Source organism: Gracilimonas sp. (assembly GCF_035704785.1).
GTDB lineage: Bacteria > Bacteroidota > Rhodothermia > Balneolales > Balneolaceae > Gracilimonas.
Map to the genome: position 1 here is coordinate 13,145 of NZ_DASSWP010000074.1, position 21,388 is coordinate 34,532.

Annotated in this window: 20 protein-coding genes; 6 read left to right on the forward strand and 14 right to left on the reverse strand. The window is 40.9% G+C overall.

Annotation, left to right across the window (positions count from 1 at the left end; translation table 11 throughout):
• Positions 1-103: 103 nt before the first annotated feature.
• The 7 genes from trpB to trpE all read right to left on the reverse strand — a co-directional run bounded on the left by trpB (position 104) and on the right by trpE (position 7,423).
• Positions 104-1,321 (reverse strand): tryptophan synthase subunit beta, encoded by a 1,218-nt coding sequence (trpB, locus tag VFM80_RS04200; RefSeq protein ID WP_395069864.1) that lies wholly within the window; start codon positions 1,319-1,321, stop codon positions 104-106.
• A 97-nt stretch (positions 1,322-1,418) separates the two neighbouring features.
• Positions 1,419-2,072 carry a phosphoribosylanthranilate isomerase gene (locus VFM80_RS04205; protein ID WP_395069866.1) on the reverse strand — a complete coding sequence of 218 codons (654 nt, stop codon included), beginning with the start codon at positions 2,070-2,072 and terminating at the stop codon, positions 1,419-1,421.
• A 3-nt stretch (positions 2,073-2,075) separates the two neighbouring features.
• Positions 2,076-2,888 (reverse strand): indole-3-glycerol phosphate synthase TrpC, encoded by an 813-nt coding sequence (gene trpC, locus VFM80_RS04210; protein WP_395069868.1) that lies wholly within the window; start codon positions 2,886-2,888, stop codon positions 2,076-2,078.
• A gap of 282 nt (positions 2,889-3,170) precedes the next feature.
• The gene (gene trpD / locus VFM80_RS04215; RefSeq protein WP_395069870.1) at positions 3,171-4,211 is read right to left on the reverse strand and encodes an anthranilate phosphoribosyltransferase; all 1,041 of its coding nucleotides are present in this window, start codon (positions 4,209-4,211) and stop codon (positions 3,171-3,173) included.
• 3 nt (positions 4,212-4,214) lie between these two features.
• A complete protein-coding gene (locus tag VFM80_RS04220) occupies positions 4,215-4,778 on the reverse strand; it encodes an anthranilate synthase component II (RefSeq protein ID WP_395069872.1) in 564 nt (187 codons plus the stop codon).
• A 98-nt stretch (positions 4,779-4,876) separates the two neighbouring features.
• A complete protein-coding gene (gene trpS / locus VFM80_RS04225; protein ID WP_395069874.1) occupies positions 4,877-5,863 on the reverse strand; it encodes a tryptophan--tRNA ligase in 987 nt (328 codons plus the stop codon).
• Positions 5,864-5,962: 99 nt separating this feature from the next.
• Positions 5,963-7,423, reverse strand: a complete 1,461-nt coding sequence (gene trpE, locus VFM80_RS04230; RefSeq protein ID WP_395069876.1) for an anthranilate synthase component I — start codon at positions 7,421-7,423, stop codon at positions 5,963-5,965.
• A 349-nt stretch (positions 7,424-7,772) separates the two neighbouring features.
• Here trpE and VFM80_RS04235 point away from each other — a divergent pair, with 349 nt between their 5' ends.
• The 6 genes from VFM80_RS04235 to VFM80_RS04260 are packed head-to-tail and all read left to right on the forward strand — an operon-like array spanning position 7,773 to position 14,588.
• On the forward strand, positions 7,773-8,573 hold the full coding sequence (locus tag VFM80_RS04235; protein WP_395069878.1) for a hypothetical protein: 801 nt from the start codon (positions 7,773-7,775) through the stop codon (positions 8,571-8,573).
• The gene (locus tag VFM80_RS04240; RefSeq protein ID WP_395069880.1) at positions 8,574-10,172 is read left to right on the forward strand and encodes a WD40/YVTN/BNR-like repeat-containing protein; all 1,599 of its coding nucleotides are present in this window, start codon (positions 8,574-8,576) and stop codon (positions 10,170-10,172) included.
• Complete coding sequence (locus VFM80_RS04245; protein WP_395069882.1) at positions 10,172-11,227, forward strand: PorV/PorQ family protein; 1,056 nt, start codon at positions 10,172-10,174, stop codon at positions 11,225-11,227. The genes VFM80_RS04240 and VFM80_RS04245 overlap by 1 nt, the downstream gene beginning before the upstream one ends.
• Positions 11,224-12,168: a PorV/PorQ family protein gene (locus tag VFM80_RS04250; RefSeq protein ID WP_395069884.1), complete on the forward strand. Its 945-nt coding sequence runs from the start codon at positions 11,224-11,226 to the stop codon at positions 12,166-12,168. The genes VFM80_RS04245 and VFM80_RS04250 overlap by 4 nt, the downstream gene beginning before the upstream one ends.
• A gap of 8 nt (positions 12,169-12,176) precedes the next feature.
• Positions 12,177-13,184 carry a hypothetical protein gene (locus tag VFM80_RS04255; protein ID WP_395069886.1) on the forward strand — a complete coding sequence of 336 codons (1,008 nt, stop codon included), beginning with the start codon at positions 12,177-12,179 and terminating at the stop codon, positions 13,182-13,184.
• The gene (locus tag VFM80_RS04260; protein WP_395069888.1) at positions 13,185-14,588 is read left to right on the forward strand and encodes an oligosaccharide flippase family protein; all 1,404 of its coding nucleotides are present in this window, start codon (positions 13,185-13,187) and stop codon (positions 14,586-14,588) included.
• Between the two features lie 199 nt (positions 14,589-14,787).
• Here VFM80_RS04260 and pssA read toward each other — a convergent pair whose 3' ends face one another.
• The 7 genes from pssA to aroE form a co-directional block, all read right to left on the reverse strand.
• Positions 14,788-15,618 carry a CDP-diacylglycerol--serine O-phosphatidyltransferase gene (pssA, locus tag VFM80_RS04265; protein WP_395069890.1) on the reverse strand — a complete coding sequence of 277 codons (831 nt, stop codon included), beginning with the start codon at positions 15,616-15,618 and terminating at the stop codon, positions 14,788-14,790.
• Positions 15,615-16,268 (reverse strand): phosphatidylserine decarboxylase family protein, encoded by a 654-nt coding sequence (locus tag VFM80_RS04270; RefSeq protein WP_395069892.1) that lies wholly within the window; start codon positions 16,266-16,268, stop codon positions 15,615-15,617. Before VFM80_RS04270 ends, pssA begins: the two co-directional genes overlap by 4 nt.
• A gap of 1 nt (position 16,269) precedes the next feature.
• Positions 16,270-17,610 (reverse strand): RIP metalloprotease RseP, encoded by a 1,341-nt coding sequence (rseP, locus tag VFM80_RS04275; RefSeq protein WP_395069894.1) that lies wholly within the window; start codon positions 17,608-17,610, stop codon positions 16,270-16,272.
• Between the two features lie 5 nt (positions 17,611-17,615).
• Positions 17,616-18,764, reverse strand: a complete 1,149-nt coding sequence (dxr, locus tag VFM80_RS04280; RefSeq protein ID WP_395069896.1) for a 1-deoxy-D-xylulose-5-phosphate reductoisomerase — start codon at positions 18,762-18,764, stop codon at positions 17,616-17,618.
• Positions 18,765-18,865: 101 nt separating this feature from the next.
• A complete protein-coding gene (locus VFM80_RS04285; RefSeq protein WP_395069897.1) occupies positions 18,866-19,765 on the reverse strand; it encodes a histone deacetylase family protein in 900 nt (299 codons plus the stop codon).
• A gap of 12 nt (positions 19,766-19,777) precedes the next feature.
• Positions 19,778-20,527, reverse strand: a complete 750-nt coding sequence (gene pgeF / locus VFM80_RS04290; RefSeq protein WP_395069899.1) for a peptidoglycan editing factor PgeF — start codon at positions 20,525-20,527, stop codon at positions 19,778-19,780.
• Positions 20,508-21,359, reverse strand: a complete 852-nt coding sequence (aroE, locus tag VFM80_RS04295; protein WP_395069901.1) for a shikimate dehydrogenase — start codon at positions 21,357-21,359, stop codon at positions 20,508-20,510. The genes pgeF and aroE overlap by 20 nt, the downstream gene beginning before the upstream one ends.
• Positions 21,360-21,388 lie beyond the last annotated feature (29 nt).

Genomic DNA, 21,388 nt, shown 5'->3' on the forward strand with positions numbered 1-21,388 from the left:
ATTAAATTATAGCTGTAAACAATATGCGCTCCAACGCAGAGCGTGTGGAGAGAGTCTGTATGTTAATTCTCTGCATCGTTACAAAATCTATTGCTTTGAGTTCCTAACCTTTTTCACGGATGTATTCTGAAATGGTACCCATGTCCTTATCTCCTCTTCCCGAGAGATTTAATACTACAATTTCATCTTTGGACGTCAGTGGCATTAAATTCTCCAGCCATGCAAAGGCATGAGCTGTTTCGAGTGCAGGAATGATTCCTTCTGTTTCGGACAACAATTTAACGGCATCCATGGCTTCTTCATCTGTTACCGCATTGTATTCAACCCGACCCATATCCTTTAGATGCGCATGCTCAGGCCCAACCCCGGGATAATCCAATCCTGCACTAATGGAATGGGCTAACTCGATCTGTCCTTCTTCGCTTTGAAGTAAATAACTCAGCGATCCATGTAAAATTCCGGGCGTTCCCTTACTCATGGTAGCTGCCGTTTTACCTGAATCGACACCAAATCCGGCCGCCTCAATTCCGATGATCTTCACGTTTTCATCGTCAATAAAAGGATAAAAGAATCCGATGGCGTTTGATCCCCCTCCGACACAAGCCACTAAATAGTCGGGGTTTTTGTTTTCTGCTTTCTGAATCTGATCTTTGGTCTCATTTCCAATCACTTCATGAAAATAGCGGACCATCATAGGATATGGATGAGGGCCTACTACCGAACCGATGATATAGAATGTGGTATCCACATTGGTTACCCAATCACGTATAGCTTCGTTTGTGGCATCTTTTAGTGTTTTGGAACCGCTGGTTACATTACGTACTTCAGCTCCCAGCAGTCGCATACGATCCACATTCAATTTTTGACGAACCATATCCTCTTCGCCCATATAGACAATACACTCCAAGCCAAACTTGGCACAGGCCGTTGCTGTGGCCACTCCATGCTGACCTGCACCTGTTTCAGCTATAATGCGCTTCTTACCCATTCTGCGGGCAAGTAAGACCTGTCCGATGGCATTGTTGATCTTATGGGCTCCGGTGTGACAAAGATCTTCTCTCTTCAGATAGATCTTAGCTTTTCCATAATGTTCAGTGAGGCGATTGGCGAAAGTGAGTTTAGTAGGCCGACCCACATATTCATCCAATAGCCCTGCTAATTTCTTTTGGAACTCAGGATCATCTTTAGCTTTGTTAAACTCTTCCTCCAATTCCTGAATAGCCGGAATGAGAATTTCAGGAACGAATTTCCCTCCAAATTGGCCATAATAGCCTCTCGCATCGGGAAATTTATAGGTTTTTTGTTTGGTTTTTGTGGTCATAATATGAGTGAACTCGTCATCCTGAGGATACCTCCGAAGGATCTGCACAGGTCAAGATTGTGTAGGTCTTCGCTTTCTCTCAGAAAGACTTTTAGATTTAATTTTTTTCTATTGCATTTAATTCATCCATGAAGGCTTCGATCTTACCAAAGTCTTTGAGTCCGGGCTTTTGCTCTAAACTGCTTGAAACGTCAACAGCAAAGGGCTGAACCATTTCAATGGCTTCTTTGATGTTATCCGCACTCAATCCTCCGGAAAGGAAAAATGGGATATCATCTCCTATCTCTTTCAAGATATTCCAGTCAAAGGCCGTTCCGGTTCCGCCCCATTTTCCTTCAATCTTCGTATCAAATAATAAATAATCTGCTACATCGGCATATTGCTCGATTTGATGCTTCAAAAGATAATCAACAGTTTCTTCTTCAATATGAATGACTTTTATGATCGGTTTGTCCACCAATTCACAATACTCAACCGATTCATCTCCATGAAGCTGCACATAGTCTAAACCCGTTTCTTTGGCAATTCGGTTCACGTCATCTAATGGTTGATTTACAAAAACACCCACTTTCTCGGGACCTTCTATCCAATTTATGATCGCACCGGCCTCTCCGGGTTTGATATAACGCGGACTTTTTTCATAAAAGATAAATCCGAGGTAATCCACCAACGCTCCTGCCGCAAACCGGGCATCTTCAAGGTTGGTTATCCCACAGATCTTAATTTTAGTTCGTTCTATTCGGTCACTCATTAACTAACTGTATTGCTTTTCAAATTCTTCTTCGGTTTGTTCAATCAACTTTTTTACTGCATGCCCGGGATCTTTTTGTCTCATAAAATACTCGCCGATCAAAGCAGAATGAATACCTTCTTTCTGCAATAAGGCCAGATCTTTCCCGGATGATAAGCCACTTTCGGAAACTAATACTGTTCCTTCCGGAGCTTGCTTTAGTATGGAAATTCCGCGATGCACATCCACTTCAAAGTTCTTAAGATCACGGTTATTCACTCCTAAAATATTCACCAGATCAAAGTCAAGACGATCAAGATCATCTTGGTCATAGCACTCAACCAAGGCATCTAATCCGAATTCGTTGGATGCATGTATCAATTCTTCAAGCTGCTTACCCTCTGTAATAGCCACAATAATCAAGACTGCATCGGCTCCAAAAGCCCTCGCTTCTTTGATCTGATAGGGATCGATGATGAAATCTTTTCGCAGTAATGGTAATTGAACGCGTTTTGAAATGGCTTCTAAATATTGCAGATCACCTTTGAAGAAAGGTTCGTCCGTTAAAACAGAAATAGCAGACGCCCCTCCCTCCTCATACCTGAGGGCAATATCAACAGGATCAAAATCAGGCCGTATGATACCTTTGGATGGAGAAGCTTTTTTAACCTCTGCGATGATGGAAACAGCTTCATTTCCATTCAATGCTTTTTTAAAAGACACTCGGTCTTTCTCAAAGCCTTCAAAGGAATTGAAATCAGCAAATGAAAGCTCACGTTTGCGCTTAGCAAGGTCTTCAGCTGTCTGCTCTGTTATTTTTTCTAAAATGTTACTCATTAAGTTAAGTCTTAGTTCTCGTTACGAAGCTCCTGCTTCGTAATGCAGTCCCGGAAGCTCTAGCTTCCAGTGGCTAGTTATGGCAACATGATTGCCCAACCTCCGATAAAAATTTTACTTACTATTAGTATTCGGGCGGAGGTTTCTTTGTTATTAATTCCTGTCCCCGGGATAAATCCCGGGGCTATAAATCGGTCATCCCTAACGGCATATGATTGTATCACAATTCCAAGCGTAAAATAATTGATCATCTTCCAAATCTGTGTTATCGCGTTCCATCCCTTAGTATTTAAAAGTGCCCATAGCATCGTTTGTGGCATCCATGAAATTGTTTAGCATCTTACGTGCTTTACCGGATTCAAGTGATTCCAGGGCAAGATTTTTAGCATCTTCAAGCTTATCAACTTTACCTGAGGCCTGAATGGCAAATGCAGCATTCAATACGGCAATATTTTGCTGTGCTTCGGTTCCTTTATTCGCCATGATATTGGTCAATATCTCAGCATTTTTTTCTTTTCCACCTCCCATTAGCTCATCCATCTTAACTTTCTGAAAGCCAATGGATTCCGGGTCGAATATAATGGAAGTTGAAACTACATTATCCTTCAATTCGAAGATCTCTGATTGAGAAGTAAGACTCACTTCATCGAGTCCGTCATGAGCGTTAAAGGTATAAGCGAAATCGGTATCAAGATTTGCCAGGATATGCACCATCTTTTCGGCTACTTCCTTGCTAAATGCTCCAATCACATAACGTTGAACTCCGGCCGGATTCACCATGGGGCCAAGAATATTGAAAAAGGTTCGAAATCCTAATTCACGTCGTGTGGGCATTACATACTTCATTGCGGGATGAAACATCGGTGCAAACATAAAAGCCATGCCGATCTCATCAAACACCTGCTCCACTTGCTCCTTACCTAATTCAATAGAAGCTCCCAAATGCTCTAAAACATCTGCACTACCGCATTTACTGGAGGCACTGCGATTTCCATGCTTTATCACCGGAACGCCTGCCGCAGCGGTAATAAAGGAAGCGGCTGTTGAAATATTGAATGTCCCGGATTGATCTCCTCCCGTTCCAACCAAGTCAATGGCTCCGTTTACATCTACATCCACTTTAACAGCTTTAGAGCGCATTACCTTCACAAATGCCGTTAGTTCCTCCACGGTCTCTCCTTTTAATCGCATCGCCGTTAAGAACGATGCAATACGCTCCTCAGAAACTTCGCCGGTCATGATCAAATTCATTGCCGTTTCCGCTTCAATTTCAGAGAGGTTTTCAGAAAATGATAGTTTATTCAGTATGCTTTTAAAATCCATGGATTATTGTCGTAGCCAGTTTGAAATTAGTTTGGGTCCCTCGGTAGTAAGAATGCTTTCGGGGTGAAATTGGATCCCCTGAATAGGGAATTCTTTATGCCGGATTCCCTGTATCACATCATCATCGGAATGAGCGGTGATCTCCAATACATCTGGAATGGTATCCGGATCTAAAACCAGGGAATGATAGCGTGTTGCAGTGAAGTTCTCTTCAATTCCATTAAATATAAATGTCCCACTATGTGATACCTGTGATACCTTGCCGTGCATTAATTTAGGGGCATGAATAACTTTTGCTCCAAACACTTCTCCAATGGCCTGATGTCCTAAACACACTCCCAAAATTGGTGTCTCTTTTCCAAATTCGCGGATGATCTCCTCGGTAATTCCCGCCTCATGCGGCCGACCGGGTCCGGGCGATATCAATATCTTGGTTGGTTTCAATTCACGAATCTCATCCAAAGTCATTGCATCGTTGCGGATCACTTTGTAATTATCGGTCTCTGCAGCAACTAAATGCACAAGGTTATAGGTGAATGAGTCGTAGTTATCGATTATAAGTATCAATTCGTTATTCGTGTAATGGTTAATTGTGTAATGGTAGGCCGGAGGTAGATATTGGCATCGAAATACGAATAACGATTAACCAATAACTAACAACGAACTTAAAAGTGACGAACAATTCCGGTTACTTCTCTAATGGGCTCCATGACTTCCTCAGCACGTTTCCGAGCTCTTTTACTGCCTTCACGAAGCACATCATGAACGTAATCCAGGTCTTTCATCAGTTCGTGCCTCCGCTCACGGGCTTCACCAAAGTAATCTTCTATCATGCCTAAGAGTTCCTTTTTGGCATGACCGTAGCCATACCCACCTGCACGGTATTTCCCTGCTATCTCATCCTGCGTTTCCTTATCTGTAAAAAGCTTGATCAGAGCAAACACGTTGTCTGCTGATGGATCTTTAGGATCGTCAAGAGCTGTAGAATCGGTTTCTATCGCCATAACACGCTTCTTCAATGCCTTTCCTTCCGCAAAAATATTGATGGTATTGTCATAACTCTTACTCATTTTTCGTCCGTCGATTCCGGGGACCACCGCTACTGATTTCACAATATGTTCTTCGGGAAGTTTGAGGAATTCGCCATCGTAGGTGTGATTGAATTTCCCGGCCAAGTCGCGCGTAATTTCGATATTTTGCTTCTGATCTTCACCTACCGGCACAATATCTGAATGATAGATCAGGATATCGGCGGCTTGCAGAATAGGATAAGTGAATAGGCCGATATTGGGTTTGAGTCCGGCCGCGATTTTGTCCTTATAGGAAACCCCTTTTTCCATCAATGAAACCGGAGCCAAAGTTCCTAAGATCCAGGAAAGTTCGGTAACCTGTGGCACATCCGACTGCGCAAAGAAAGTAGCTTTTTGGGGATCTAATCCCAGGGCTAAATAGTCTAAAGTGACATCGATGGTATTTTGGCGAAGCTGCTCCCCGTCATTCAAAGAAGTAAGGGAATGATAGTTGGCTATGAAATAAAACGCCTCTCCCTGCTCCTGCATGGCTATATGCTGACGAATGGCTCCGAAATAATTCCCAATATGAAGTTTACCGGACGGCTGAATACCTGATAAAATGGTTTTTTTCTTACTCATTAATTTAATCTGTTGAGTCTTTTTTAGATTTTCCAAAGAAACACGCTGTAATTGAAATTAACATTCTCTGTGTTCCTCTGTGTCCTCCGTGGTTAAATTTTATTGAATATCTAAAGCCACACTAAGTGCCTGAATTAGTGCCCCTGCTTTGTTTTGGGTTTCTTCGAATTCCTTAATGGGATCACTGTCGGCCACAATTCCTGCACCTGCTTGAATATACGCTTTGTTTCGGGTTACAACCATGGTGCGAATTGCGATACAGGTATCCATGTTACCGGAGAAATCAAAATAACCGACGGCTCCTGCATAAATTCCACGTTTAGTTTGTTCCAACTCATCAATGATCTCCATTGCTCTGATCTTAGGAGCACCGCTTACCGTACCAGCCGGGAAACATTGCATCAAAGCATCCACCGAGGTTTGGTCATCCTGCAATTTCCCAACCACATCACTCACAATGTGCATCACGTGGGAATAGCGCTCGATCACCTGATTACGTTCCATCTTCACCGTACCGGGCTTGCAAACCCGCGATAAATCATTCCGACCCAAATCCACCAGCATAATATGCTCGGCTACTTCCTTGGGATCGTTCTTGAGATCTTCCTCCAACGCGAGGTCTTCTTCATGGGTTTTCCCCCTCGGACGAGTACCTGCGATCGGGAGCACTCTTGTCTCACCTTCTTGAACCCGGACCAACACCTCCGGTGAGGAACCCACAAGCTGAAAATCCTCAAAATCTAAATAGAATAAATACGGAGACGGATTAACCATGCGCAAGGCTCTATATAACATAAAAGGATCACCGCTCATATCAGCTTCAAATCGCTGAGAAAGAACCACCTGGAAAATATCGCCCTCGTAGATGTACTCCTTACCTTTCTTTACGATTCGCTCAAAATATTCCTGCTTCATGTTACTGGACAGAGATTCCGTATCTATACTGAACGGACGGTTTTGATAGTTGGAACTTAGGGCAGCCTCCTCCATCTCATCCAGGCTCTGCTGAGCTTTTTGATACGCTTCATTCAGATTGGATTCCTGATCACCAAAAACGGTTTTAATAAGAACAACCTGGTGTTTTACATGATCGAATGCAAAGATCTCATCATAAAAAGCCCAAATGGCTTCCGGGAGATTCAGGTCATCTTCCGGAACATTCGGGAGATCTTCTACCTGACGAAAGGTATCGTAAGCTGAAAACCCTACTGCTCCGCCTTTCAATCTCGGTAATTCAGGAAGTGTGGGCTCAGAATATGCGGTGGTCAATTCTTTGAGCTTATCAAAATAGGTGGATGATACAAGCTCTGATCCCTCTTTGGTTTCGAGAGTGGTTTCTTCGCCATCAAACATCAGCTTTTGATAGGGATTCCTGCCAATAAAAGAATAACGAGCCAGCTGTTCACCTCCTTCCACTGATTCCAGTAAGAATGGAAATTCAGCTTCTTCCCTGATATTCATAAATAGGGAAACCGGAGTCAATATATCCGCCAACAGTCTCCGGTATACCGGGATGGCTGTATATTCTTTACTAAGTGCTAAAAATTGTTCTTTATTCATTTGGTTATTCGTTAATAGTTATTAGTTAATTGTTGTGATTACGAATAACCATTTTCCAATCACCCAATAACCAATCTCCAAAAACAAAAAAACCCACCATTCGCAGAACAGTGGGTTTTTTAAAATTCTTTTCTAATCGCTCAACTACACACGATGCCCACTGCTATTTATAGCAACCGGCCACCACCAAAAATTTATATGAGCATATTTGTTTTTCATAACGCGTCGAATATAAAAGCACCCTAAAGTAAATGCAATATAAAAGAGCAATTAATCTTGTTAAATAACATATTGGATTTAAGAATGTTGAATCCGTACCATTATATATCCAACCAAAGTGATCAACGTCTTGAATAAATTATTCATCAGTTTTGCTTTTTTATGTCTTAGTTTTATCCTGCTTTCGTGTGATGAAACTATGGACCCTGATCCATTATTGGATGATAAACCTGCAATTACGCAGATAAGTATCAACCCTCAAAATGTCCAGTTTAATATTGAGAACGATGGTTTTAAGGATACAACCTTAGATGTAGGAATTTATATTTCTACCGTAAATATCCCGGATGATAAGCCTCCTCAATTTGCTATAACGAATAAAATCTCGGGTGAACAAGTTTCACAGGGCTCTTTTGATATTTTTGATTCAAGGACGGGAAATTTTGGAACTGAAATTACCCTTCAAACCACTACCACCTCGTTTGATGAGTATATCATAAATGTATTTCCATCAGCTGAGCAGGTAAATGGAAATTATGCACAAACAATTTTTACGATATCGGGGGTATCAAACAATAACCCTTTGATCTTAGAGGCAAATAACCCAGAGGAAGTACAACTCCCTTCTTCTGGAACTGAAAATGTGGAATTTTCGGCAAAGGTAACTGATGAAGACGGACAGAGTACCATAGAAAATGTATTCATGTGGCTTATTAGCCAAAATACAGGCGAAGTTAGCGACTCCCCTTTTCTGCTTTACGATGATGGAAATAATGGCGAAGACTCAATTGCCAATGATTCATTATATACCCTCACCTTAGAGGTGAGTCCTCAAAATCAGCCTGATATTTATGATGTCAAATATTATGCAATTGACAGAGGCGGATTAGTTAGTGATACTGTGGAAACAACTTTCAGGATCTCAGAATAAATGAAGAAACACTACCTGATCTTTACATTTATGCTTTTACCGGTTCTAAGTCAGGCTCAAGTTATTGGCCCTCAAGATCCTTCCATAGATAAATTCAATACTATCCGACAAAATTCAGTAAGTACTATTGCAGCTTTTGGGGATACGGTATGGATAAGCCCGGCCCTTAACCGAAATATTGAAAATGCAGCAGAATGGTATTATCCGGAAAATGCTGAAGAAGTGGTTAATGGTATCGGCCGGGTATTTTCATTGAGTCTGGCAGAGGATACAGTTGTAACAGGGCTAGGCTTTTCTGCAGAAGGCCCTGGTGGCAGTGTTCCTGCAGGCTATGGATTCTATACAAGTATAGATGGCGGTGAAAATTGGACTTTTCATGATTTTCCTTTGGATCCTGACCCTCCGACGACCTGTGATCCAGGCAGTTCAAATTATGATCCAAGCTGTGACATAACTTTTCAATATGGAGGAGAAACTTATACAAGGATCAGGACAACGGTTTCCGAACAATCCCCTCCTTATGCTATCGATTTCAATGGTGATGTAATTTTAGTCTCTGCTTGGGCTTCCGGCTTGTTAAGAAGTACCGATTTTGGAGCAACCTGGAAGAGGATCATATTACCACCTTCCGATGTTATCAACTTTAGTCCAGATAATACATATGAGTGGAATTCTCAATATGATAGTCAATCCATTAACAGATATGACCCGCGAGGAGATAATAATCTTTTTGGATTTGGAGTGCTTATTGATTCTCAAGAGCGAGTTTGGTTTGGTAGTGCCGGTGGTATTAATATTTCCGAAAACGCACTCACCGCACCTACTGATAGTGTTTCATGGAATCGTGTCCGTTTCGATAATTCACCTGACGGTTTATTGGGTGACTGGATCATCGCTATTAAAGAAGACCCTCAAACCAAAAGGATCTGGCTTACAAATTGGATAGCGGAGCAACCTCAAAAACAGGGCGTTGTTTATACCGACGATGGCGGAGAAACCTTTACTCAAGTCCTGATCGGAGAACGTATCAACGACATCGGTTTTAAAGATGGATATGTTTTTGCCGCAGGTGATAATGGATTATTTATTTCTGAAGATGGAGGAAATAGCTGGATCAAATCTCCACAAATCAAAAGCCCAAATACGATAATAAAATCTTCGGCTCAATATTTTGCGGTAGCCTCAACTACGGAAAGAGTCTGGGTTGGAACCGATGATGGGATTGCGTCAACGGATGATTATGGCTTTTCCTGGGAAATCACCCGCGTAGACTTCCCCCTTACCGGTGGAAACAGGTACGAGCCTGATGCAAGGAATGTGAATACCTATGCCTATCCAAATCCCTTTTCACCTACCATTCATAAATTGGTTCGCATTAAGTTTGAGGTAGAAGCCCAGGGAAATGTAAGAGTAAGAGTCTTCGATCTTGGAATGAATTTGGTAAGAGAGATTGAAAATAACAGTTTCGCTTCCGGTATTTATGAAGCAGTTTGGGATGGCTATGATGGCAAGGGCCGGAAAGTAGCTAATGCTCCTTACATCTATATCATTGAAACTGAAAGCGGTCAGATCAACGGCAAAATTTTATTGGCTGATTAATGAAATTGAAGTACACACATAAGAACTTATTATCATTAACTGGATTGGCTGTTTTATGGTTTTTGATCGCTCCTGATCTTTTAGCTCAAAATGGTGGGTTTGCCGGAGCTTCTACCCGCATGGGTTTTAGCGCGCGAGGTATCGCCATGGGGAATGCAATGAGTGCCGTCACTTCAGAAGGGGCTTTCCCCTACTATAATCCCGCTCAAACAGCTTTACTATTGGATAGTAAGCAAACGGATCTAACGGTAGGAGCTTTAAAATTTGATCGAGTATTTCAAAGCACCAGCATTCAACTGCAGCTTCCTCCTACAGCCGGATTATCATTTAGCATTCTGCGAACCGGGGTGAAAGATATTGACGGGAGAACCCAAAGCGGATACCCTACCGAACTGTTCGATATTTCTGAATATCAGTTAGCAAGTAATTTTGGTATTCGACTCAGTGAAAAATTTAATGCCGGTATTGGGGTTAAATTCGGCCTTGCCAACTATCATGAGGAACTGGACAATGCCGTAAGCGTCGGTATCGATCTTGGAGCGCTGTATCATGCAGGAGATCATCTTAATATTGCATTTTCCGTTAAAGATCTGTTTGCCAGCTATTCCTGGAACGCCGAAAACCTGTATCACTTAGATCAATCGCGCAATGTGGTGAATAACTTCCCCACCCGAATCATCTTTGGACTGGCTTACCAGGCCGATCAATTTACCCTTTCCGGAGATTTTGAACTCCAGGCCTACACTTCTGAAACTCAAACCCGTAAGGTTTTTGTCTCAAATGGGACACCCACCACTATTTTCAATACCGAACTTATTAATACAAGTTCAACACAATTACGTCTGGGCGGCTCCTGGAAAACCCACGAACGGTTAACGATAAGAGCGGGATATCAACTTCCCGAACTCACACAAACTGAGAGCTGGACCTTAAGCAGTGGTTTTTCCATTCATCTTCCCTTCGATACTTTTTCGCCTTCCGTTGACTATGCTTTTGTTATGGAGCCATATAGAATTTCTAATATGCATGTATTTTCATTAAGATTGAACCTATGAAAACAGGATTAGCCATTTTATTCTTACTGTTTATCAGCAGCTCTGCTATTGCCCAAAGTTCCGGATTTGCAATGCTAGATATTGCTCCTACCCCTTTCTCTTTATCTAAGGCCGAAGCAACAACCTCAATCCCGGACGGTTCTGCATCTATCTACTCCAATCCGGCTTTACTGATCTATAATAAATCATCATCCATTGATCTGAGTTATACATTATGGATCGCAGGTGTTAATAATATTTTTGGAGGAATTAATTTTATAAATGAACGGCGTGCCATAGCCTTTTCATTTTATTCCTCAGGGGCTGATGACTATCAGCAATACGACCGGCCGGGACAGTCGAATGGTAATTTCTCAATTCAATATTTATCCATTTCTGCCGCTTATGCTTACGATTTCAACTATTTTTCGTTAGGCGGGGCTATTCAATATCTGAATGAAGAAGTATTTACCTACCAGGCCAATGGATATGCATTCAACTTTGGCATTGCCACCCAGGTATTTGATGAACGGATAAAAGCCGGAGCTTCTTTAACAAATGTTGGAGAAATGGATCAGCTAAATATCAATTCAACCTCCCTTCCTTCTAATTTAAAGTTTGGACTTTCAGCGGATATCGCTGAATTAACAGCCCCAAAAAATGATAATCTACCAATTTTAATATCCGCATTTGCTGATTTTATACACCCATTGGAAGATACTTCCGGAAAAGATTTTGCAGGCTACATCTCTTCAGAGAATTATTTTAATCTTGGGTTAGCTCTTACCATAGCTGAAGTTTTGGAGTTAAGCGGTGGTTATAAAACACAAAATAACGTTCGCCCAATTGCTTTTGGGGCAGGATTTACTTCAAATGAAATTACTTTTAATTATGCGCTTATTCCTTTTAATACCGGATATGGTACTGTACATTCCATTGGAATTAAGTATCAATTTAATTAGGGGTATTTATGGAAGCTACCTCTCTTGCGGAGATCTATGCATCGATAAATGAGGAATCAGATACGATTTATGTTGTTCCCTTAATAAGGCATAGTCATAAAGAAACTGACTATTTGTATCTGCTATATAAGGACTTAATTGATTCTGATAAATATAATATCAAATCGATCAGTGTCTTTAATCATTTCAAACTACTACCTGGAATTGTCTCCAATAAAAATGCCATTCTTCACTACCATTGGCTGGAATTTCAGACTTTCAAATCTCTTTTAGGAATGCCCTGGAAAATGATATGCATATACCTTTTCCAAAAGCTTGGTGGTCATATTGTATGGACTCTTCATAATGAATTTCCTCATGATCAAAAATACTTGAACCTGCACAGTTTTTTGCATAAGAAAATGTCTCAATGGGCCGATATATTACATGTTCACTGTAATACTGCTAAAATAAAAATGAGCTCGAGACTGAAAGCACCTAAAGAAAAATTCAGATTGATTCCCCATCCTGAATTTCCTGCTTCCCCCCTGCCAAAAGAAGACGCTATAAGCCATTTAAGTGATCATTACGAAACCCGCTTAATCTCCGACGTCCCTACCGTTCTTATGTTTGGCAACATAAGTCAATACAAGCAAATGAATGAAGTAGCTGAAATTATAACTGCGTTACCTGAAGAATGTAATCTTGTTATAGCCGGCCCGGTAAAGAAAGGTCATATGAAACTCTATGAAGAATTAAGGAAAAAGGATAAGGATAGTGACAGGATCCAGCTCATTCCAAATTTCATACCCGAAAGCCATGTATCCTGGTTTTACTCGGCTGCCGATATTTGTGTATACAATTACAGAGAAATTTTATCATCTGGAAGTTATCACTTAGCCAAAGCGTACAATAAAACTATAATAGCCCCTAATATGGGCTGTCTTTCTGAAGAAAGTGATGTACCAAATGTCTTTCTTTTTAATGATCCAATTGAACTAAATACATTATTGAAAGAACAATTAACAGCCTTTTAAATGACTAAACTTAAAGAAAAGGCTTTTTGGATCATCTCCGGTGATATCGCGGGACGGGGGCTTGCTTTTCTTACCTCTGTTTATCTCGCAAGAACGCTTGGTTCTGAGTTTTACGGACTTATTACCGTCGCTATTTCAATTCTTGGATACGCTACCTGGTTTTCAGATCTCGGACTAAATAATGTTGGTACCCGGGAAACGGCTAAAGAGCCCTCAAAGCGAATTTACAGGGTCCTTGAAGTTTTTAGGATGAAATTACTCCTGGGTGTTATAGTTCTGATTCTTTCCACCTTTTTTATATCTATGATTGACACCGGGGAGATAGAAAAGCAGGTAATATTAGGTTATTTATATTCTCTGATTCCCTATATGGCATTACTGGATTGGTTTTATGCCGGCAAGCAAGAGTTTGGCAAAATAGCCGCTTCAAAAGTCCTTAATGGTCTTGCTTATTTCCTGCTTGTATTTTTAATGGTTCAAAGTTCAGAAGATGTTACCATCGTTCCTGTTCTCTACACAACAGGTATTTCAATTTCAGCACTTACACTTGGTACCTTTGCACTAAAAGATAAGCCCTTTTCACTGCCTTCCCGGGGAAATCAGATATATCCTGATCTACTTAAGACAAGCTCCATTTTAGGATTGGGGCAGTTTTTTGCTCAAGTTGTTCACCTTTTGCCACCCCTGTTAGTTGGCGGTCTTATCTCATTTCATCAAGCAGGTATATATGGTGTGGCTTTTCGAATAGTTATCATTGCCATGATGATAGATCGTGTTTTCGTGAACCTATTACTCCCGAATTTAGCTTCAATTTGGAGTAAAAATCGTTCTTTAGCATTCGCCAGAGTAGGTAGCGTATATCAAGTTGTCTCTACCGGTGGTGCTCTTATAGCTATGGTAACGGCAATAGGTGCAGAGCAAATTATTCAATTGCTTTACGGCTCCGAATATGCAGACAGTGTTATCATACTTCAAATTCTATCTGTTATGATAGCCGTTACTTTTATAAACAGCTTGTTTTCATTCGGACTTGTGGCCACAAATAAAGATAAAGAGTATTTCCTAGCTACTTGTTTTGGAGGTACAATATCGGCAGTTATTATTTTCAGTTTTGCGGCACTTGGTAATACAGTTTTGGTTGCCTATTCAGTTTCATTGGCAGAAATTATAATCACTCTTTTCACCTACTTCTGGTTTAGGAGAGTGATTCCTTCAAGTTATATAAAACCACTATTGGTAAGTTATCCTACAGCAATACTATTATTCTATCTCTCCACCCTTAGTCCCCTCGATCCTCTTTTAAATGCATTTTTAGCAGCAATTATATATTTATTGATCATTCTAAAGTCAGGCATACTTAAAACAGAACAAATTGAATGGGTAAAAACTAAGTTGGGGCAATGAATCAAAGGCTGTGCATAGGAATACAAAATCTTACTTCTGAATTGGAGAAACTCCTAAATGAGATTCCGTATCAGCAATAGATACTGAAAAAATAGCAACCAGAGCAAAAACACTTTTAAAAATCAGGTAGTGATTCTTCCCACTCAGCTATATTTGGCCATGGTGCTGCAACAATAACAATTAAAGAAATCTTGAGAGATCAGCTGTAATCCTGAAACTCATCTACCCCTTCAGGACCATAATCATCAGTGAAAAACTGAATCGCTCCTATTGTAACGCCCTTCAGAATAAAAATGATAAACACTGCCATTAAACCAAATTCTTTAAATGCCAGGATCAATACAAGATATACAAGGAATAAGATGAACCTTCCTTTTTCTTCACGAATGGTTTTACGGTCGAAACGCGGGATTTTATCGAATGGTAACGTACTGACCATTAAAAATGAAATGACCACAATGAGGGGTATTAAGGCAGAGTTCACTCCATTCTCCAAAAAAGAAAAGATCTCCAATGAATCCCTGAATGTCAGGAAAAAGGCACCCAAAATAATAGCTTGAGCCGGTATGGGAAGTCCAATAAAAAAATCCTTAGATGGTTGTAATCTGGCGTTCACGTTGAAACGGGCTAATCTTACCGCGCCGCACAAAGGAGGCAATGCACTTACGATGATCCCGACAAATCCCAGTTCATGTAATGTCCAGGTATAGATCAAAAAGCCTGGCGCAACACCAAAGGAAACCATATCACTAATGGAATCTAATTCTATACCAAAATCACTTGTAGCATCTGCAAGACGAGCCATTAATCCATCAAAAACATCAAACAATCCAGCTAAAGCAATTAGCCAGGCTGCCCTTACGAAATCACCGTCTGATACTGATATTATAGCCAAAAACCCACTGAATAGATTCATCAGTGTGAAAAAACTGGGCACAGCGATCCTCTTATTTACCGGGGGCTTGGTTTCTTTACGCCGCTTTTGACGCTGCTTAAATGAGTGATATTTCTTTTGAATGGGATATTTCATGCGATAATTACTCCGATCACTGATTCTCCTGCCACCGTTTTGTCACCGGGCTTAACTTTGATTTCGACATTTCCGGGAACTACAACATCCATTCGAGAGCCAAACTTCATGATACCAAAACGTTCACCGGCTTTGAGCGCATCCCCTTCTTGGATATTATACACGATGCGGCGAGCCAAAAAACCGGTGATCTGCCGGAAAAATATTTTTGTATTTGATGGGTGAAGAACTCCAAAATCAGCTCTTTCATTTAGCTCAGAAGCATGTTCTGTCCATGCCATAAGATATTCTCCGGGATGATATTTCACATACTCAAGAGAACCTGAAACCGGATTTCTATTTACATGAACATTAAGCGGAGAAAGAAAAATACTGATCTGAGTGGCTTTACCCTTTATATAAACCGGCTCCACTATTTCTTTCACAAAAACAACTTTCCCATCAGCCGGGGAAACAATAAGTTCATCTGCATCAGGGATATTCCGATCGGGATCACGGAAGAAAAAGATGGTCAGACCGGTTAGCACAACCATTGCTAAAACTAGAACATATCTAAACCAGTGCTCCAGAAAATAGAAGGCAAATCCACATACCAGAACTGTGACCAAAAAAACTAATGCTATGGTAGAATATCCGTCTCTTGCAATCATCTTAAAGCCCGAAGTATCTGAATGCGTCGTTGAACATTACAAAGATAAATAACCCGATCATGAGGAAGAAACCAATCTGTTGGGCAACCATTCGTACTTTTTCTGAAGGTTCGCGTCGGGTAATACCTTCATAAAGAAGGAATACCAAATGACCACCATCAAGTATCGGTATGGGGAGAATATTTAAGATCGCGAGTGTTATACTTAACAAGGCCGTTATATTCCAAAACCCTATCCAACCTGCCTGATCTGTTGCGTCCTTGGTTATATTTGCAATGGCAATGGGACCTCCAAGATTTTGAGTTACAGAGATATCGCCTGTGATCATTCGCGTAAAACCTTGTAAGATCCCAACCGTTTGCTCCATGGTTTGATTATAGCCTTCCGCTATTGATTCAAAGAAGCCATAATCAATAGTCTCCAACCCTAAATTATGCAATTGAGGCCGTGCAATTCCAATTGTTCGGGTTTCAGGATTAGGAGTAATGGAAGCATAGAAAAGAGAATCTTCCCGTTGAACTCCAAAGTTAATTGCGGTATCAGCGGTTTGTATAATTTCTACCAACTGCAACCAGTACAAAACCGTATCCCCATTTGCAGATACAATTTGATCTCCAGCTTCTAATCCGGCTTCGGAAGCGGGTTGTCCGGCAGGTACTGATGCAATTTTACTTGGAATCATATAACCTATATCCAAAAATCCACGGGTTTGAAGGCTATCCAAATAATTTGAACTAACAGGAATATTTACACGCTGACCATCGCGAATCACAGTATAATTCAGATCATCTACAGTAATCTCTGATGCAGAGACTAATTCATTAAAATAGACGACTTCTTCTCCGTTTACACCAATTACTTTATCTCCGGTTTCAAAGCCAATTTCATTTAAAATGGAACTTTCAGGGACGTATATTCCGGCTGTTTCCTGAATAGGTAATACAGCTTTTCCATTAGTGTACGTCATACCAAAGTAAATAAAGAATGCCAGGATCATATTAAAGATCACTCCTGCAGTAATTGTGATAATGCGCTGCCAAACCGGTTTGCTCCTGTATTCCCATTCTTCAGGTTCTTTATCGAGGTGTTCGGTATCCATGCTTTCATCTATCATCCCCGATATCTTAACATATCCGCCTAATGGGGTAGCTCCGATGCAGTAATCGGTGTCTCCTTTTTGAAAGCCCCAAACACGTGGTGGAAATCCAATGGAAAAACGCTCCACTCTCATTCCAAACCATTTGGCGGCTAAAAAGTGTCCGAGTTCATGCACAAAAACGAGGATCATTAAAGCCCCGCCAAATATCAGAAGTGTATTTAATAAATTTAAAAACCAGTCCATGTAAATTATTTAGTAATTGATTTTGCGTAGTTACGAGTCTCTTTGTCTATTTCTTTTAGCGTCTCCGGGTTCAAACTATCATTCCAATCAATGTTAGCCAAACTTTTTTCAACAATTTCAGGGATATGAATATAACCAATTTCTTTATTCAAAAATCGTTGAACAGCCACTTCGTTTGCCGCATTTAAAATAGCAGGCGCGTACCCTCCTTTTTCAATGCTCTCCATAGCTAACCTGACACATGGAAACTTATCATAATCAACGGGTTCGAAGGTAAGATTTTGAACGTCATTCCAATCCATTCTTGGAGTATCCAGCTGTAATCTTTTGGGATACGTTAAAGCATAGATTATAGGAACTTTCATGTCCGGTAAACCGAGCTGTGCTTTGCTTGATCCGTCTATAAAAGTGATTATGGAATGAATGATACTCTGAGGATGAATGACCGGTTGAATTTTGTGTACGGGAATGTCAAACAACCAGTGTGCTTCGATGATCTCCAGGCCTTTGTTCATCATGGTTGAGGAGTCAATGGTTATCTTAGCTCCCATATTCCAGTTGGGATGATTAAGCGCCTGCTCTACAGTAACTTCCTTCATCTGCTGTTTTGTGAAGGTGCGAAATGGACCACCGCTGGCTGTAATAATGATCTTCTCGATATCATCAAGGGATTCACCGGCAAGGCATTGAAGCATGGCGCTGTGTTCAGAGTCAACGGGAATGAGTTCCGCATCCGATCTTTTAAGCTCTTCTGTGATGATCTCTCCCCCAACCACCAACGATTCCTTATTGGCCAGTGCGATCCTCTTGCCGGCCTGAACGGCTCTTAAGGTTGAGTCAAACCCTGCGTAGCCAACCAAAGCATTTAGCACGGTATCTACATTCTTGAGTGAAGCTAAGTCAGATAAATGTTCACTTCCGCTTAAAACTTTGGTTTCCGTACATTCTTTTTCTAAGTCCTTTGTATGACTTTCATTTACAATAAGTGTGTATTCCGGATTGAATTCCCTGACCTGCTCTGCCAATAATTTCCAGTTGGAATTTGCAGATAAAGCAATGACTTCAAATTTCTCAGGATGCTGCCGAACGATATCAAGTGTTTGGGTCCCAATGGATCCGGTTGATCCAAGAATAGCCAGTTTTTGTTTCTTCAAATGTTTCTTTCTTTTGCTTCTTTAGAATATTGTACTCAATTTTAAATTTGGTAACCGTAAAACCATAAGTCAAGATAAGTGATTCCAAATTAAGTAGTTTTTCAAAATCCCATCTCTTTAGCCACTTCATACATTTGAGCATGAGCAACTACCGTTTGCTCTAAAGTCGGTGCATAACCCCCGGAAAGTAACAAAACTAACGGATAGTCTTTTTGTTTGAAATGTTCGACCACAATACGGTCCCTTTCCCGAAGTCCGGATAAAGTCAACGAAAGCCTCCCAAAATGATCTGTTTCCAGCGGATCAATACCTCCTAAATAAAACACCAGATCAGCCTTGAATTCAGATTCGATCTTCTGCAAAGCTGAGATCAATGTTTTATGATACACCTCGTCCCCTGTTTTATCCGGTAAGCCAACATCAAGGTCTGATGGCGGTTTTTTGAACGGATAATTCTTCTCCCCGTGTATCGAAAAAGTAAATACATTTGGATCGTCCCGAAATATATAGGCTGTTCCATTACCCTGATGGACATCACAATCTACCACCAAAACTCGATTCACCCACATCGATTGCTGCAAAACCTTAATGGCCACGGCTACATCATTATAAACACAAAACCCTTCTCCATGATCAGGCATAGAATGATGTGTGCCACCTGCCAGGTTTCCGGCTAATCCATCCTCTAAGGCCATCATTCCGGCATTTATAGTGCCCTGAACCGCTAGCCGGGAACGAATGGCCAAAGACTTACTCCAGGGGAGCCCCATTCTTCGAATCTCTTTTTTATCCAGTTCACCGGTCCATACAGCTTTTGCATATCGTTCAGTGTGAGCCGTAATGAGGTTAGAGAAATCTACAAGGGAAGGTTCCACGACTTCGCTTTCCTTAACTATTCCTTTATCAATTAAGTAAGAATGGAGCCCGCTGAATTTCCGCATTGGGAAGATGTGGTTGTCGGGGATATCGGCGACATAGCCTGGGCTGTAGCTGACTCTCAAAAGTAATGCTCTTTAGTTTAACTTTATGATTCCCATCATGCGGCCGCTTTTTTCTTTTTGTCGGCGATAGGAATAAAATTGCTCATCATTGATGGTACAGTGTATATCTAATTCAATTTTAGATTCCATCATTCCCTGTTCCAATAGCTGATGTCGAATGAATTTTTTAAGATCTACGTGAGGTTTTTCATAATTATTTCGATCCACAAATTTATCGGGAAACTGTGCGGCAACCTCTTCCCCAACTTCAAAATTCTTTAAAGAAATACATGGGCTGATAAAGGCTTTTATGTTTTTAATTTCAGCTCCAAGGCTTATCATTTTAATCAGTGTTTTTGGAATGATATTCCCAGCAGCGCCCCTCCATCCGGCATGTGCAGCCGCAATCACTCGATTTTTGGGGTCCGCAAACAGAACTGCGGCACAATCTGCTACTTGAATGGCTAGAGCCAAATTGGTCTTTGCTGTTACAAAAGCATCCGTATTTGTATAGGTTCCACTATGTTGCACCACTTCGATCTTGGTTTTATGTACTTGTATCGCATATGCAATTTGGTGGGTATTTAAACCAATTTCATCGAGAAGCAGTCTTCGGTTTTGGAGTATTATCTCTTCATCTTCTTCAGTATTCAATCCGAGGTTTAAGCCCGGAATGTTCAGCTCGGGGTGAACCGATTCATGATTGCGTAAGCTGAACCAACTCGAGATCGATTCATCATTCAGCAATGTAGGTTTTATGAATTTAATTGGGAAAGACATCATCCAGCTTCATTTTAATGAGACCTAAAGGGAATTCATACCCGGTCCATAGCTTAAAAGAACGTGCACCCTGATGGATCAGCATGTCTAATCCCTCTATGGGGATTCCTCCGGATTCTTTGGCTTGTTTAAGAAATTTTGTTTCCCTGGGATTATATACCACATCATAACAGATTTTACCTTCCAAGGTATGGGTTTCATCTTCCTTTACAGGCGAAGCATCAATATTTGGAACCATACCCAACGGAGTGGCATTAATGATGATCGCAGCATCCTCTGCATAAGCATGCCAATTATCATAGTTACACATAATGACCTCTTCAGAGGGATCATATTGACCCGGCCTTCTGGAAACCAAAATAATTTCATCGATTCCCATTTCATACAATGCAAAAGAAATAGCTTTGGTTGCCCCTCCAGTTCCAAAAATTACTGCTCTTTCACCCGCTAATTCATCTTCATATTCTTCGACCGGTACTTTAAAGCCATGTGCATCTGTATTTTCCCCAACTATTTTGCCATCTCGTTTTACGATAGTGTTAATAGCTCCGATCTGAGCTGCTTCTACTCCAAGTGTATCCATGGCATCGAACAACGTTTCCTTATAAGGTATAGTAACGTTTGCACCAAGAAATTCCAGCTTATTCAAATGAGCTATAAGAGATGATATTTCACTGTTACGAACGGAAACGGCGTGATATTCTGCCTTTAATCGATAATGCTCTAGAGCGGTATTATGCATCAATGGTGAAACACTATGGCTAATAGGACTGCCGATCAGCAAATAATGCGGCATCCGACTCGATTCAGATTGAAGAAATTTTGAGAATTCCATGATCGCTGAAGTTAATGACAAAAAAAATG